This window comes from Kitasatospora sp. NPDC001309, from assembly GCF_042896295.1.
In the GTDB taxonomy this organism is placed as follows: Bacteria; Actinomycetota; Actinomycetes; order Streptomycetales; family Streptomycetaceae; genus Kitasatospora.
In genome coordinates, this window is the sequence record NZ_JBIAXC010000001.1 from 100553 (window position 1) to 114694 (window position 14142).

General features: G+C 75.5%; 14 protein-coding genes. 10 read left to right on the forward strand and 4 right to left on the reverse strand.

The features are described from left to right. The first annotated feature begins 7 nt into the window (after nt 1–7). Nucleotides 8–646 carry a GNAT family N-acetyltransferase gene (locus tag ACFY2K_RS00470; RefSeq protein ID WP_387708987.1) on the forward strand — a complete coding sequence of 213 codons (639 nt, stop codon included), beginning with the start codon at nt 8–10 and terminating at the stop codon, nt 644–646. On the opposite strand, the gene ACFY2K_RS00475 is transcribed toward ACFY2K_RS00470, so the two are convergent. Together ACFY2K_RS00475 and ACFY2K_RS00480 are read right to left on the reverse strand one after the other, a co-directional pair. Next, nucleotides 631–1110 (reverse strand): macro domain-containing protein, encoded by a 480-nt coding sequence (locus tag ACFY2K_RS00475; RefSeq protein WP_380527343.1) that lies wholly within the window; start codon nt 1108–1110, stop codon nt 631–633. The genes ACFY2K_RS00470 and ACFY2K_RS00475 overlap by 16 nt on opposite strands. Nucleotides 1111–1119: 9 nt before the next feature. Further along, on the reverse strand, nt 1120–2376 hold the full coding sequence (locus tag ACFY2K_RS00480) for an MFS transporter (protein WP_387708989.1): 1257 nt from the start codon (nt 2374–2376) through the stop codon (nt 1120–1122). 117 nt (nt 2377–2493) lie between these two features. Between ACFY2K_RS00480 and ACFY2K_RS00485 the strand changes: the two genes are divergently transcribed. Then, nucleotides 2494–3480 carry a LysR family transcriptional regulator gene (locus ACFY2K_RS00485; protein WP_380527347.1) on the forward strand — a complete coding sequence of 329 codons (987 nt, stop codon included), beginning with the start codon at nt 2494–2496 and terminating at the stop codon, nt 3478–3480. Nucleotides 3481–3594: 114 nt separating this feature from the next. Here the strand turns inward: ACFY2K_RS00485 and ACFY2K_RS00490 are convergent, their stop codons facing one another. After that, nucleotides 3595–4200: a YceI family protein gene (locus ACFY2K_RS00490; protein WP_387708991.1), complete on the reverse strand. Its 606-nt coding sequence runs from the start codon at nt 4198–4200 to the stop codon at nt 3595–3597. A gap of 226 nt (nt 4201–4426) precedes the next feature. On the opposite strand from ACFY2K_RS00490, the gene ACFY2K_RS00495 reads away from it, so the two are divergent. From ACFY2K_RS00495 to ACFY2K_RS00525, 7 genes are all read left to right on the forward strand, one after another. Further along, nucleotides 4427–7579 carry an SNF2-related protein gene (locus tag ACFY2K_RS00495; protein ID WP_387708993.1) on the forward strand — a complete coding sequence of 1051 codons (3153 nt, stop codon included), beginning with the start codon at nt 4427–4429 and terminating at the stop codon, nt 7577–7579. Then, nucleotides 7576–7776 carry a hypothetical protein gene (locus tag ACFY2K_RS00500; RefSeq protein WP_380640422.1) on the forward strand — a complete coding sequence of 67 codons (201 nt, stop codon included), beginning with the start codon at nt 7576–7578 and terminating at the stop codon, nt 7774–7776. Before ACFY2K_RS00495 ends, ACFY2K_RS00500 begins: the two co-directional genes overlap by 4 nt. Before the next feature lie 15 nt (nt 7777–7791). Further along, nucleotides 7792–8673 (forward strand): RNA polymerase sigma-70 factor, encoded by an 882-nt coding sequence (locus ACFY2K_RS00505; RefSeq protein ID WP_375897252.1) that lies wholly within the window; start codon nt 7792–7794, stop codon nt 8671–8673. A gap of 34 nt (nt 8674–8707) precedes the next feature. Continuing rightward, entirely contained in the window at nt 8708–9772 is a 1065-nt protein-coding gene (locus ACFY2K_RS00510) for a MerR family transcriptional regulator (protein ID WP_387708996.1), read from the forward strand. A gap of 392 nt (nt 9773–10164) precedes the next feature. After that, nucleotides 10165–10572 (forward strand): helix-turn-helix domain-containing protein, encoded by a 408-nt coding sequence (locus ACFY2K_RS00515; RefSeq protein WP_375881467.1) that lies wholly within the window; start codon nt 10165–10167, stop codon nt 10570–10572. A 2-nt stretch (nt 10573–10574) separates the two neighbouring features. Further along, on the forward strand, nt 10575–11153 hold the full coding sequence (locus ACFY2K_RS00520; protein ID WP_375881470.1) for a hypothetical protein: 579 nt from the start codon (nt 10575–10577) through the stop codon (nt 11151–11153). A 122-nt stretch (nt 11154–11275) separates the two neighbouring features. Further along, entirely contained in the window at nt 11276–11617 is a 342-nt protein-coding gene (locus ACFY2K_RS00525; RefSeq protein ID WP_375881473.1) for a DUF2516 family protein, read from the forward strand. Between the two features lie 119 nt (nt 11618–11736). Here ACFY2K_RS00525 and ACFY2K_RS00530 read toward each other — a convergent pair whose 3' ends face one another. Continuing rightward, complete coding sequence (locus tag ACFY2K_RS00530; protein ID WP_387708999.1) at nt 11737–13254, reverse strand: SpoIIE family protein phosphatase; 1518 nt, start codon at nt 13252–13254, stop codon at nt 11737–11739. Between the two features lie 239 nt (nt 13255–13493). Here ACFY2K_RS00530 and ACFY2K_RS00535 point away from each other — a divergent pair, with 239 nt between their 5' ends. Beyond that, nucleotides 13494–14054 carry an O-acetyl-ADP-ribose deacetylase gene (locus ACFY2K_RS00535; protein WP_375881478.1) on the forward strand — a complete coding sequence of 187 codons (561 nt, stop codon included), beginning with the start codon at nt 13494–13496 and terminating at the stop codon, nt 14052–14054. Nucleotides 14055–14142: the final 88 nt, after the last annotated feature.

Below are 14142 nucleotides of genomic sequence, written 5' to 3' on the forward strand. Positions count from 1 at the left end.
TCGTCACATGACCGGTCCTGAACGGACCACCATTCGGTACGGCGGAGCGCAGGACGCCGCGGACGTCGCGGACCTGCATGCCGAGAGTTGGCGCACCAGCTATCGCGGGGTGGTCCCCGACGAGGCGATCGGGGACGGACTGGCCGCCCAGCGGCGCGAACTGTGGGAGCTGCGCCTGGCGGTGGACTACGGGCCGCCGGAGAACACGCCCGTGCTGTTGGTCGCCGAACGGGCCGGTGAGCCGGCCGGGTTCGTCTATCTGGTGCCGCAGGCCGACGGACGGGTGCTGGTGGACAACCTGCACGTCCGCCCGGGCCTCACCGGCGGGGGCATCGGCCGACACCTGCTGGCCGCCGCCCGCGCCGAACTCGCCGAGCGGTTCCCCGCCGCCGAGCTGTACCTGGAGGTGCTGCGCGCCAACACCCGCGCGATCGCCTTCTACGAGCGCGAGGGCGGCGTGCGGATCGCGGCGCAGGAGGGCGTGTTCCCGGGCGGTTGGGTGCTGCCCGAGTACGTCTACGCCTGGCCGGCCGCGAACGCCCGACCGGAGAACGGTCGGTCCGCGAGCGCCCGGCCGGAGAACGGTCGAACGGAGCACGCCCGGCCCGAGGGCGGTCGGTCGGTGAGCGGTCAGTCGATGTCGTAGACCGTCACCGGCACGCCGCGCGCCGAGAGTCGGGCCGCCACCAGCGGCTCGACCTTCTCCCAGCGCCCGCCCGCCAGTCCGCAGCCGATCCGCGGCATGTGGACGGAGGCGCCGAGTTCGAGCGCGCGCCCGCCCAGGGCCGCCAGCCCGGTGTCGATGGCCTCGTACCGCACGGGCACCCCGGTGGAGCGCCCCGTCCGGATGCCGCGCTGGCCGACCAGGTTGGCCACCCAGACGAACGGCTCGACCTGCACCAACTGCAGGGCGCCGAGGCCGAAGTCGTTCTTCGCCCGCTCCCGGTGCCACCGCCGGAAAGCGGCTTCGGGTTCGGGCCAGCGTCTGGAGAGCGCGAGCACGAAGCCCTTGCCCCAGCCGCCGAGGTCGTTGCAGACGTGCGCGATCACCTTCACGCCCTTGCCCTGGGGCGTGGTGGCATCGCCTCGGACGTAGGTGATTTCCGCCATGACTCGAAGTTAGACGGAGGCACTGACAACCCGCGCCCCATTTTCCGCGGGGCCGGACGCCCGCAGGTGCCGCCGCCCGGCCGACGCGATCAGCAGGGCGAGCGCGGCGGCCCCGGCGGGCAGGACGTAGCCGGTGCCGGGCGCGGCCCGCTCGGCGAGCGTCCCGGCGAGCGCCGCCCCGGCCGAGATGCCGACCACGATGCCGGACACCGCCACCGCCATCCCCTCGTTGAACTGCCGCTGCGGCAGCAGCTCCTGGACCAGCGTCATGCCGGTCACCATGGTCGGCGCGGTGGCCGTGCCGGCCGCGAACAGTGCCGCGCCGAGGGCCACCGGCCCGGCCCCGCCGAGCCCGGCGGCGAGCGGCAGCAGCAGGACCGCGGCCATCGCCGCCACCCCGAGCAGGAAGCGCGCCCCGGGGGCCCGGCGCGGGGTCAGCAGCCCGAACAGCAGCCCCGCCACGCAGGATCCGCCCGCGACCAGGGCCAGCAGCGGGCCGGCCACCGCCTTGTGCCCGAGCGCGTCGGCGTAGGCGACGGTGGTGATCTCGGTGGCGCCGAAGACCGTGCCGGTGGCGAGGAAGGTCAGCGCCAGCACCCGCAGCCCGGGCACCCGCAGCGGGGAGCCGTGCCGCTCGCCGGTCGGGGCCGGGGCCGGCAGCGGCGGTTCGGTGCCCCGCTGGGCGGCGAACAGCAGGGCGCCGGTGGTGCCGACGGTGCCGGCGGTGAGCAGCCCGGCCTCCGGGGCGATCGTGGTGCAGAGCACCATCGCGAGCACCGGCCCGGCCATGAAGCAGAGTTCGTCCAGGGCCTGTTCGAGGGAGTTGGCCAGGTGCCGGGCGGCCGGGTCGTCCCGGTGCAGGTGCGCCCAGCGGGACCGGGCCATGCCGCCGAGGTTGGGCGCGGCGGCGCAGGCGGCCCAGCAGGCGTACAGGGTCCAGTCCGGGGCGCCGAGCCGGACGCAGAGCAGCAGGGCGGCGAGCGGAACGGCGTTGTACAGCGCGGCCGGTACCGCGACCCGCGACTGCCCGTACCGGTCCACCAGGCGGCCGAGCAGCGGCATCCCGATCGCCCCGGTGACCAGCCCGGCCGCCGAGACCGTCCCGGCCAGCGCGTACGAGCCGCGCCGTTCGGCGAGCAGCACCACCAGCGAGACGCCGTTCATCGACAGCGCGATCCGGCCGAGCAGCCCGGCCAGGGTGAAGGCGGTGGCGCCGGGGGCCGCGAACAGCCGTCGGTAGGAGGCGAGGAGGGCGCGCGGGGGCAATCGGGCTCCTGGGACGCAGGGCGGGAGGGGGATGCGCCAAGCCTCGCGGTGCGCTCCGACCGGCGTCCAACACCTGTTCCGCCGCAGTCACAACACGGTGTTGTTAATCTGCCGCCCATGCCCCGTGACCTGCACCCCCGACTGCTCCGCGGCTTCGTCGCGACCGCCGAGACCCTGCACTTCGGCCGGGCCGCCGAGCGGCTGTACGTCGCCCAGCAGGCACTCAGCCGGGACGTCCGCACGCTGGAGGGCCTGCTCGGCGAGGCACTGTTCACCCGCACCACCCGCAGCGTCGACCTCACCCCGGCCGGGCGCCGGCTGCTGCCCGGGGCGCGCCGGCTGCTCGCCCTGCACGACGACCTGCTCGCCGGGTTCGGCGCGGGCGCCGGTGCCGCCGCCAGGCCGCTGCTGCTCGACCTCAACAGCGACGTCACCGGCCCGGACCTGACCGCCGACCGGGTGCTGCAACGGGCCCGCACCGCCTGGCCGGAGGGCGAGCTGCTGGCCCGCTTCCACGGCGGTCTGGCCGCGGCCGCCGACGAACTGCTGGCGCACCGGCTGGACGCCTCGTTCGGCCGCTTCGCCGGACTGCCCGCCCCGGTGCGCGGCCGGCTCGCCCAGCGGCCCGTACGGCTGGAACGGGTCTCGGTGATGATGGCGGACACCCACCCGCTGGCCGGCCGCCCGGCGCTGCGCCCGGCCGATCTGCTCGGGCACCCGGTCGACATCTGCGCGGGCAACCCGGCCACCACCGAGTGGGCCGACCTCGGGGCCCGGCTGCTGCGCGAACACGGTCTGCGCGCGGCCGAGCCGTACGTCCCGCCGGTGGGCCCGGTCGAGACGGCCCGCTACCTGGCCCGGCACGGCGATCCGATGCTGACCACGGTCGGCGGGCCGAGCCTCCCGGGGGCGGTGAACGTCCCGCTGGTGGACCCGGTGCCGCTGAGTCTGGTGAGCCTGGTGCACCGGCCCGGGGAGCGCCGTCCGGGCCTGCTCGCACTGGCCGCCGCGGCCGCCGAACTCGGCGCCGCCGAGGGCTGGTTGGACCGCCCGGCCGGCAGCTGGCTGCCCCCGGAGGACGCCGCGCTCATCGCGCGGACGTAGGGTCCGCGGACCTTGGGTCCGCGGACCCAAGCACACCGCCCCTGCCCCGGGGGGACGGGCAGGGGCGGTGGGTCGTGGGGGCGGCACGGGCCGCCGTGGCCGCGGACGGCCGGCTCAGGCCGCCTTGACGGCGGAGATGTCGAAGCTGAGCTTGACCTTCTCGCCGATCAGCACGCCGCCGGTCTCCAGGGCCGCGTTGTAGGTGAGGCCGAACTGGGTGCGGTCCACGACGGTCCGACCCTCGAAGCCGACCCGCTCGGCACCGTAGGCGTCGGTGGCGCTGCCGGTGTAGTCGAGCTCCAGGACGACCGGGCGGGTGGTGCCCTTGATGGTCAGCTCGCCGGTCATCCGGTAGGAGTCGTCGCCGACCGCCTCGGCGGAGGTGCTGCGGAAGCGGATCTCCGGGTGGGTCTCGACCGCGAAGAAGTCGCCGGTGCGCAGGTGCTCGTCGCGCTGGGCCTGGTTGGTGTCGACGCTGGCGACCTTGATCACGAGCTCGGCGGAGGAGTTGTGCGGCTCGGCGCCGTCCAGGTGCAGCTTGCCCTCGTAGTCGGTGAAGCGGCCCTTGACGTTGGTGACCATCGCGTGGCGGACCGCGAAGCCGATCTCGCTGTGGGTGGTGTCGATCGCCCAGTCGCCGGTCAGGTGCGACAGGTCCGGGCCGGCCGGGGTCTGGACGGCGGTGGGGGTGGCGGTCTTGGTGCGGTTGAACAGGCCCATGGCTCCTCCTCGGGTTCGAAGCCATTTGTTTAGGCTTCAACTTCTTGGCTCCACCGTACGACTCTTTCGTTCAAGTTTCAACCACAACGGTCGAAGCACTCCGCCGAACCACCCGAACGGCCCAGCCGCCCGGCCCCACGGGCGCCGCCGGGCGGACCGACGGGCACTGTCCGACCCTCCGACTAGGCTGCGAAGGACGGTTCCCACCCGCCCCGAGAGGCCCCGCATGTTCGTCCTGCACGCACTCTGGCGGGCGGACGGACGGCTGGCCCTCTGGGCCGAGGACGCCCGCGCCCACCCCGGCGCCACCGATCACCTCCCCGACCGGCCCGCCCCGCGCGCCCACCCGTACGCCTGCCCGGCCGACCGCCTGGCCGCCGTGCTCGGCGGCATCGGGCCCGGCCTCGGCTGGCTCGCCGGGCAGGCCCCCGAGCGCTGGGCCACCCTGTTGCTGCCCACCGTCGGCCCCCTGCCCGCGCCCTCGCCCGACCTGCCGGTCACCCCGCCTCGCGGCGGCGCCGTGCTCACCCCCTGGCGGGTGCCCGCCCTGCTGTTCGAGGCCGGCGCCGCCGCCCAGCTGCTCGGCGAGGTCCACGACCCGCACTGGGCCGTCACCGACACCGACCTGCCCGGCACCGGCCGGGTCGAAGTGGTCTACGGGCCCTCGCTGCGCTGGCTCACCGGGGTGCACGACCTCGCCTGGCGGGCGGTCGGCCGGGGCCGGGTGCTGCCCCTGCCCGTCCTCGCCGACGGCCGGCCCCGGGCCCGCTGGCGGCCCGACCCCACCCCGGCCGGGCGCCGCGAGGCCGCCGCCCTGGCGGCCGGCTGCCCGCCCGTCCTGCTGGGCGAGTGGCCGACCGGCGCCGGCACCGGCGAGGCCCTGCTGGACGCCGCCCTGGGCGCCCTGGTCGACGCCGAGGCCCGGGCCGCCCTGGCCGACACCCCCTTCCCCGCCCCCGGCCCGGCCCCGGCCGACCGCTGGCTGCACGCCCTCGCCACCCCCTCCGGGGAGGTCGACGCCTCGCCCGGGGAGTTCGCCGAACTGCGCCGCCGGATCACCGACTGGTACGCCACCGCCGAGCCCGCCGACCCGGCCCTGCGGCTCTGCTTCCGCCTGGTCGAACCGCTCGGCCCCGCCGACGACGATCCGGACGGCAGCCCCTCCGACGACGCCTGGCGGCTGGAGTTCCTGCTCCAGGCCGTCGACGAGCCCTCCCTGCTGGTCCGCGCCGCCGAACTGCACGAGGGCGGCGCGGCCCACGCGGCCCTCGACCGCAAGCTCGCGCAGGTCGCCCCCGGGGGCGACCGGGCCGGCCCCGCCGACGTGCTGGTCGCCGAACTGGCCCGCGCCGCCCACCGCTGGCCCGCCCTGGACGGGCTGCGCCACCGCTCCCGCCCGTCCGCCCTGCCGCTCGACCGCGCCGGCGCGCTCGACTTCCTGCGCACCGCCGCGCCCGCCCTGGCCGGGGCCGGATTCGGCGTGCTGCTGCCCTCCTGGTGGCGCCGCCGCCCCCGGCTCGGCCTCACCCTGCGCGCCACCACCCCGTCCGCCCCCGGCACCCTCGCCGTCGCCAGCCAGGTCGACCGGGACGCCGTGGTCGCCTTCCGCTGGCAGGCCGCCCTCGGCCCGGACGGCACCCCGCTCACCGAGCAGGAGCTCACCGAACTCGCCGCCGCCAAACAGGGGCTGGTCCGGGTCCGGGGCACCTGGCTGGAGGCCGACCCGGCCCAGATCGCCGCCGCACTGGCCTTCCTCACCGAGCAGCGCGACGGCCTGCTCGCCGCCGCCGACCTGCTGCGGCTCGCCCTCGACCCGGAGGCGACGGTCGCCGGGCTGCCGGTCACCGGCGTCCGGGCGGACGGCCCGCTCGGCGACCTGCTGGCCGGAACCGCCACCGCCACCCCCGAAGTCCCCGCCCTGCCACCGGACTTCCACGCCGAACTCCGCCCGTACCAGCAGCGCGGACTCGCCTGGCTCAGGACCATGTCCGAGCTCGGCCTCGGCGCCGTCCTGGCCGACGACATGGGCCTCGGCAAGACCGTCCAGACCCTCGCCCTGCTGGCTGCCGAACGGTCCGGGGCGGACGCCCCCACCCTCCTGGTCTGCCCGATGTCCCTGGTCGGCAACTGGCAGCGCGAGGCCGAGCGCTTCGCCCCCGGCCTGCGCCGCTACGTCCACCACGGCGCCGACCGCCTCGGCGGTGACCGACTCGCCGACGCCGTCGGGGGAGCGGACCTGGTCATCACCACCTACGGGCTGGTCCAGCGCGACCTCGCCGCGCTCCGCGCGATCCGCTGGCGCCGGGTGGTCGCCGACGAGGCGCAGCACATCAAGAACACCGGCACCGCCCAGTCCCGGGCGATCCGCGCGCTGCCCGTGGCCCGGCACCGGATCGCCCTGACCGGCACGCCGGTGGAGAACCGGCTCGCCGAACTGCACGCCGTGCTGGACTTCGCCAACCCCGGCCTGCTCGGCCCGGCCGAGCGCTTCAAGGAGCGCTACGCGATCCCGGTCGAACTGCACCGCAGCCCCGAACGCACCGCCGAACTCCGGCGCCGCACGGCCCCGTTCGTGCTGCGCCGGCTCAAGACGGACCCGGCGGTGGCGGCCGAGCTGCCCGCCAAGCAGGAGATGACCGTCTGGTGCAACCTCACCGCCGAACAGGCCGGCCTCTACCAGGCGGTGGTCGCCGACCTGCTCCAGCGGGTGGAGGGGATCCGGGGCGTGGAGCGGCGCGGCACGGTGCTGGCCGCGATCGGCAAGCTCAAGCAGGTCTGCAACCACCCGGCCCAACTGCTGCACGACGGTTCGCCGTTGGGCGAGCGCTCGGGCAAGGTCGCCCGGCTCGCCGAACTGCTGGAGGAGGCGCTGGCCGAGGGGGACCGCACCCTGGTCTTCACCCAGTACGCCGAGTTCGGCACCATGCTCCGCCCGTACCTGGAACGCCGCCTCGGCGAGGAGGTCCTCCACCTGTACGGCGGCGTCCCCCGCGCCCGCCGGGAGGAGCTGGTGGAGCGCTTCCAGGCCCCGGACGGCCCCCGGGTGTTCCTGCTCTCGCTGCGGGCCGGCGGCACCGGCCTCAACCTCACCGCCGCCAACCAGGTGATCCACCTGGACCGTTGGTGGAACCCGGCGGTCGAGGAGCAGGCCACCGACCGGGCCTTCCGGATCGGCCAGCGCCGCGACGTCCAGGTCCGCCGCCTGGTCTGCGTCGGCACCGTCGAGGAGCGGATCGACGAAATCCTCACCACCAAACGCGCGTTGGCCGACACCGTGGTGGGCGCGGGGGAGCACTGGCTCACCGACCTCCCCGCCGAGGCCCTGCGCGAACTGGTCACCCTCACCCGCGAGGACGCCGTCGCCGAGGAGGACGCATGACCGACCAGGCACCGCCCCCGAAGGCCCCGATGGTCAACGTCGCCGCCTACTGGCGCGGCGACTTCACCCTGTCGCCGACCCCGGACGAGGAGCCGGTCGAGCCCTCGCTGCACCGCCTCGGCCGCTCCGGCATCACCGTCCACGGCCGCGACCTGGCGACCCTGCTCGCCCCCGCCTACGAGGCCTTCCGCTCCTGAGGTAGCGTCCCGAACGTGACCGACACCCCCGACACCCGGCTCGCCGCCTTCGAACAGCACCGGCGGACGGTCTTCGGCATCGCCTACCGGATGCTCGGCAGCGTCGCCGACGCCGAGGACCTGGTCCAGGACACCTGGCTGCGCTGGAGCGGGGTCACCGGCCCGGTCGCCAGCCCCGCCGGCTACCTCGCCCGTACGGTCACCAACCTCGCCCTCAACCGGCTGGACTCGGCCGCCGTCCGCCGCGAGTCCTACGTCGGCCCCTGGCTGCCCGAACCGCTGGTCTCCGAGCCCGACGCCACCGACGGCGTCGAGCGCGCCGAGAGCGTCTCGCTCGCCCTGCTGGTCGTGCTGGAGAGCCTCTCCCCGCTGGAACGGGCGGTGTTCGTCCTCAAGGAGGCCTTCGGCTTCTCCTACCCGGAGATCGCCGAGGCCCTGGGCCGCACCGAGGCGGCCTGCCGCCAGGTCGGCAGCCGGGCCAGGGCGCACGTACGCGCCCGCCGCCCCCGCTACGACGCCCCGCCGGAGCTGCGCCGCCGGGCCACCGACGAGTTCCTCTCGGCCTGCGTCGGCGGCGACCTCAACCGGGTGCTCGAACTCCTCGCCCCCGACGTCACCGCCTGGAGCGACGGCGGCGGAGTGATCCGCGCGGCCCTGCGCCCGGTCACCGGCGCCGACAACGTCGCCCGCTTCCTCCTCGGCGTGCTCCGCCAGCTCGGCGAGGCCGCGGGCGTCCGCCCCGTCCTGGTCAACGGCCAGCCCGGCCTGCTGATCACCGTCGACGGCGCCGTCGACTCCGTCTCCGTCCTCGATTTCACCGAGGGCCCGGACGGCGAGCCCCTGGTCAGCTCGATCCACGCCGTCCGCAACCCGGACAAGCTCACCCACCTCGCTTGACCCTCGACCAGGTCGAGCCCCGAGAGTGACCGGCATGGAGAGCGAGCTGCACAGCATCGGCGAACTGGCCCGCGCCAGCGGCCTGGGCGTCGGCACCCTGCGCTACTACGACGGCGCCGAGGTGCTCACCCCCGCCTGGGTCGACCCGCAGACCGGCTACCGCTGGTACCGGCCCGCCCAACTCGCCGACGCCCGCCTGCTGGTCCGGCTCCGCCGGGTCGGCCTCCCGCTGGCCGACATCCGCGCCGTACTGGCCGGCCACGACGCCGAACGCGTCCTCGACGCCCACCTGCGCCGCCTGGAGGACGGCCTCGCCGACGCCCGCCGCGAACTCTCCCTGATCCGCACCACGATCGAGCAGAGGGAGCACCCGATGACCACCACCCTGCACCTCACCGTCCGCGCCGACCGCCTGGCCACCGCCCTGGACGCCGTCCGCTTCGCCGTCTGCGAGGACCCGGACCACCCCGCCCTGACCGGCGTGCTGTTCGAACCGGACGGCCCGGTCCTGCGCCTGGTCGCCACCGACCGCTACCGGATGGCCTTCGCCGAACTGCCCGCGCTCGGCGCCCCGCAGCAGCCCGCCCCCGGCACCACCGTCCCCACCGCCCTGGTGGACGCCCTGCGCGCACTGCTGCCCGCGGCCCCCGCCGAGGTCCTGCTCACCCTGGGCGCCGACACCTTCCGCGCCGAGACCCCCGACCACCGCATCGAGGGCGCCGTCCCGGCCACCGACTACCCCGACCACCGAGTCCTCACCCGGCTCGACCCCCAGCACCGCCTCACCCTCCCCGCCGCCGCCCTGCGCACCGCCGTCGAGGCCGGCGCCACCCGCACCCTCCCCTCCGGCCCCCAGGGCGCCGACTGCCAGGTCACCGTGCTCACCCTCACCGACGACGGCCACCTCACCGTCACCGCCGACCCCACCCCCGACGACCCCCACATCGCCCTCAACCGCGACTTCCTCCTCGACGCCCTCCGCGCCGCCCACCCCGAACAACTCCTCCTCGAACTCGGCGGCCCGATCGCCCCGCTCGCCATCCGCACCCCCGGCCGGACCGGCACCTTCTCCGTCCTGATGCCGGTCCGCCTCCCCTGACGCCCCCACCCCCCTACCCCCCTCACCGCCCCTCTCCTCCCCCACCTCGCCTGACCCGCACCCACCCACCAACACCCACCCCCACCCACCTCCTCACCCGCCCAAGGCGAGAGGGACGCGCTGCGGGAGGGGGCGGTGGAGGGGGTGGGTGCGGAGAGGGGCGTTGCGGGTGATTTTCAGACCGCCAACGGCGCCCAGCACCCCACCCCACAGGGTCGGCGGTCGGAAAATCACCCAGCCCCCGGAGCGCCCACCCCCGGAACCGCCCCCGGACCAACCCACCCTCCCGAGAGCCCACCCCCGAACCAAAGCCCCGCGCAGCGGCCCCCACCCGCTAGCCTCCAGTTAGCATCCTGCTTGCAATTGCAAGCACGATCCCGCACCCTGTCCCCATGGCCTCACTCAACGTCGCCTCCCTGGGCGAGTACATCCGCGAGCAGCGCCGCAACGCGCAGTTCTCGCTGCGCCAGCTGGCGGAGGCCGCCGGCGTGTCCAACCCGTACCTCAGCCAGATCGAGCGAGGGTTGCGCAGGCCGAGCGCGGAGATCCTGCAGCAGATCGCGAAGGCGCTGCGGATCTCGGCGGAAACGCTGTACGTCCAGGCCGGGATCCTGGAGGAGCGGCGGGGCGAGGGCCTGGAACTGCGGGCCTCGATCCTGGCCGATCCGCTGATCAACGAGCAGCAGAAGCAGGCGCTGCTCGCGGTCTACGACGCCTTCCTCAAGGAGAACGCCGCCTCGGCCTCCACCCCGACGACCGACGGCGCGGCCACCCAGAACACCCACCGGGAGGACCGGTAAGCATGCCGATCACCGACGAGATCAAGAAGACCCTCACCGACCCGACCCCGCTGTACGCCTTGGCCGGCGCCGGGGACCTCGCGTACGAGAAGCTGCGCGAGGTGCCGGGCCGGGTCGAGGCCCTGGCGGCGGACCGCCAGGGTGCCCAGGAGAAGGCGACCGCCAGGCTCCACGAGGCGCAGGAGCTGCTGGCCGGCGCCCCGGCCAAGGTCACCGGGGCCGTCACGGCCTTCCCGACCGACCTCAAGGTCCTCCAGGAGCGGGCCCAGGGTTTCGCCCTGCAGCAGGTGGCCCGCGCGCTGGAGCTGGCGGTCCGGGCCAAGGAGACCTACGACGAACTGGCCGAGCGCGGCAAGGTCGTCGTGGACAAGGCCCGCCCCCACACCGACGCCGACCCCACCCAGGTCCCCGTCGACCCGGCCGTCGACCCCGCCTTCGAGACCGCCTTCGAGGCCGCCCCCGTCGAGGCCGAGCTGCTGGACGCCCCCGCCGCCCCGGCGGACCCGGCCGCGGACCCCGCCGCCCCCGCCCCGAAGAAGCCCGCCAGGCCCCGGAAGAACACCCCCTCCGCCACGGAGTGACCGCCGCCCGCCACCCCGGGGCACATCCACCGGCGGCGGGACGTTCACACCCTGCGGGCGGCCGCCGTGCCAGGATGGGCGGCGGCCGGGGCGCAGCAAGCCGAGAGACGTAGGAGACCGCGATGACCGGAGTGTTCCAGATCCTGGCCTTTTCCTACCTGAACCCGTTCTGGTGGATGGCCGTCGCGATCCTGGGCTACAAGTTCTTCGCGCTGATCGACGCGGCCACCCGCCGCGAGGACGCCTACCGGGCGGCCGACAAGAAGACCAAGGGCTTCTGGCTGGCGATCCTCGGGATCAGCTTCGGGTGGGACCTGCTGTTCGGGGCGAACTTCCTCGGCAGCATCGGCACCCTGGCCGGCCTGGTCGCCTCGATCGTCTACGTGGTGGACGTCCGCCCTGCGATCCGGGCACTGACCGGCGGCACCGGCCGGAGCAACACTGGCCCGTACGGCCCCTGGTAGGCCGACCCCACGGACAACGCCGCGGCCCGGGAGGGCAGTTCACCCTCCCGGGCCGCAGCGTGTCCGCGCCGTTGTCCCCGACGTGTCCGCGACGTGTCCGCGACGCCTCCGCAGCCGCCTCAGCCGAGGATCAGCTGCACCGGGTTGCGCTCCAGCAGCAGCACCGCGACGTCGTCCGTCAGCGCCCCGCCGTTCAGCTCCTCGACCTCGGCGATCGCGCTGTCGACGAGCCGGCCCCGGGTGAGCCCGGCGGACTGGTGGTCGGCGATCAGGTCGGCCAGTCCGTCCTGGCCGAGGCGCCGCGACCCGGCCCCGACCCGGCCTTCGATCAGCCCGTCGGTGTAGAGCAACAGCCGCCAGCCGGGCTGGAGTTCGACCTCGTGGGCGGGCCAGGCGGCCCCGCCGTCGTGGCACGGCAGCAGGCCGAGGGCGGGCCCGGCGTGGTCGGCGGGCAGGGTGGCCGGGGCGTGGTCGCGGCCGAGCAGCAGCGGCGCCGGGTGCCCGGCGAGGTAGAGCCGGGCGCGTTCGCCGGTGCCGAGCGAGTCGAGGTCGGTGGTGCCGCCGGGCTCGATGACGAGCATGCAGAGCGTCGCGAAGATCTCGTCGCTGCGCCGTTCGTGCTCCAGCACGTGCTGGAGGGTGGTGAGCAGGGTCTCGCCGGTGAGACCGGCGAAGACCAGGGTGCGCCACGCTATCCGGAGTGCGACGCCGAGCGCGGCTTCGTCGGGGCCGTGGCCGCAGACGTCGCCGATCACGACGTGGACGGTGCCGTCGTCGGTGCGCACGGCGTCGTAGAAGTCGCCGCCGAGCAGGGCGCGGCGGCGGCCGGGGCGGTAGCGCCGGGTGAAGGAGAGCCCGGCGCCGTCGAGCAGCGGGGTGGGCAGCAGGTGGCGCTGCAGCCGGGCGTTCTCCTGGCCGCGCAACTCGGCTTCGACCAGGCGGCGCTGGGACTCGTCGGCCCGCTTGCGTTCGACCGCGTAGCGCAGTGCGCGGGCCAGCAGCGGGCCGTCGGTCTCGTGCTTGAGCAGGAAGTCCTGGGCACCCGCGGCGACGGCGGCGGCGCCGAGTTCGGCCCCGGCGGCGTCGGTGAGCACCACGACGGGGATGTGCGGGGCGCGGCGCAGCAGTTCGTGCAGGCCTTCCAGGCCGTCCGAGGGGTCGGACGGGTGCGGCAGGTCGGCGGGGGAGGCCAGGTCGAGCAGCACGCAGCCGAACTCGCCGCCGCGGGAGCGTCCGCGCCGGCCGGCGGGGGAGGACTGGGCGAGCAGCTGGGTGGCCTGTTCGAGGCCGCGGGCCCAGTGGATCTCGATCGAGGTGCCGCTGTCGGCGACCGCCGCCTTGATCAGCTGGGCGTCCGAGGCGTCGTCCTCGATGACCAGCAGCCGCAGGGGCGCGACGGCGCCGTCGACGGGTCCGTCTCCGGGCGCGGGGGCGTGACCGCCTCCGGTGGGGCGGGAGGGGCGGCGGGTGCCGTGCGCGGTCCGGGCCGGCTGCGAGCGGGGGTGGGGTATCGGGGGAGCGGCCGTGGCCGGGCCGGTGGTGGCCGGGCGGGTACGGGCATGGCCGACGGGGGCGCCGTCGTGGGCGCCCGGCAGGTCCGCGGCACCAGGTGCCCGCCCGTCTCCCGTTGCGGGCATCGGTGGTTCCTCCCTTTCCCCGCCTGCGTAACGGCCGGCGTCCGTCCGCAGTGCCCGCCTGGCACCGCGCGTCGGGGAACTTCTCGCGACCATAACGTGATCTCCGGGGATTTCTCTGGCCGACCGGCGCCGTTGTGGCTATTGCCACGCCGGTGGCGGTGTGGTGATCGGATTCGGACGACGGCTCGGATCCCGGCCCGGCGGCTGCCGGGCGGGTCCGGGGAAGGGGGTAGGTGGTGGTGACGCGGATCACCCTGGTCGAGGGTGACATCACGGCACAGGAGGTGGACGCGGTGGTGAACGCGGCCAACTCCTCGCTGCTGGGCGGCGGCGGGGTGGACGGCGCGATCCACCGCCGGGGCGGGCCGCAGATCCTGGAGGAGTGCCGCCGGCTGCGGGCCTCGCACTGGGGCAAGGGGCTGCCCACCGGGCGGGCGGTGGCGACCACGGCCGGGCGGCTGCCGGCCCGCTGGGTGGTGCACACCGTCGGGCCGGTGTACCTGGCGGAGGAGTACGAGGAGCGGGCTGGGCTGCTGGCCTCCTGCTATCGCGAGTCGCTGCGCACGGCGGCCGGGTTGGGCGCGCGCACGGTGGCCTTCCCGGCGGTGTCGGCGGGGATCTTCGGCTGGCCGCCGGCGGACGCGGCCCGGATCGCGCTCGGCACCGTCGCCGAGGTGCTGGGCGGCGGTGACGCGCTCGCGGGCGCGGAGCTGGCGGAGGTGCGGTTCGTGCTGTTCGGGACGGAGATGTACGAGGTGTTCGAACGGGCCCGGCGGGAGCTGCTCGGGCAGGGGGGCTGACGGGCGCGGTGCGCGCCGGGCGGCGTGTGGTGTCGCCGCCCGGCGGTCTCCATCGTGGCGTGACGAGGCGTCAACACGCCAGAGATAT

Excerpts from the sequence above, each read along its gene's own strand:
- ACFY2K_RS00490 (WP_387708991.1), bottom strand. The coding sequence starts at position 4,200 with ATGGGCCTGTTCAACCGCACCAAGACCGCCACCCCCACCGCCGTCCAG.
- ACFY2K_RS00485 (WP_380527347.1), top strand. The coding sequence starts at position 2,494 with ATGCCCCGTGACCTGCACCCCCGACTGCTCCGCGGCTTCGTCGCGACC.
- ACFY2K_RS00475 (WP_380527343.1), bottom strand. The coding sequence starts at position 1,110 with ATGGCGGAAATCACCTACGTCCGAGGCGATGCCACCACGCCCCAGGGC.
- ACFY2K_RS00495 (WP_387708993.1), top strand. The coding sequence starts at position 4,427 with ATGTTCGTCCTGCACGCACTCTGGCGGGCGGACGGACGGCTGGCCCTC.
- ACFY2K_RS00515 (WP_375881467.1), top strand. The coding sequence starts at position 10,165 with ATGGCCTCACTCAACGTCGCCTCCCTGGGCGAGTACATCCGCGAGCAG.
- ACFY2K_RS00470 (WP_387708987.1), top strand. The coding sequence starts at position 8 with ATGACCGGTCCTGAACGGACCACCATTCGGTACGGCGGAGCGCAGGAC.
- ACFY2K_RS00510 (WP_387708996.1), top strand. The coding sequence starts at position 8,708 with ATGGAGAGCGAGCTGCACAGCATCGGCGAACTGGCCCGCGCCAGCGGC.
- ACFY2K_RS00500 (WP_380640422.1), top strand. The coding sequence starts at position 7,576 with ATGACCGACCAGGCACCGCCCCCGAAGGCCCCGATGGTCAACGTCGCC.
- ACFY2K_RS00525 (WP_375881473.1), top strand. The coding sequence starts at position 11,276 with ATGACCGGAGTGTTCCAGATCCTGGCCTTTTCCTACCTGAACCCGTTC.
- ACFY2K_RS00520 (WP_375881470.1), top strand. The coding sequence starts at position 10,575 with ATGCCGATCACCGACGAGATCAAGAAGACCCTCACCGACCCGACCCCG.
- ACFY2K_RS00530 (WP_387708999.1), bottom strand. The coding sequence starts at position 13,254 with ATGCCCGCAACGGGAGACGGGCGGGCACCTGGTGCCGCGGACCTGCCG.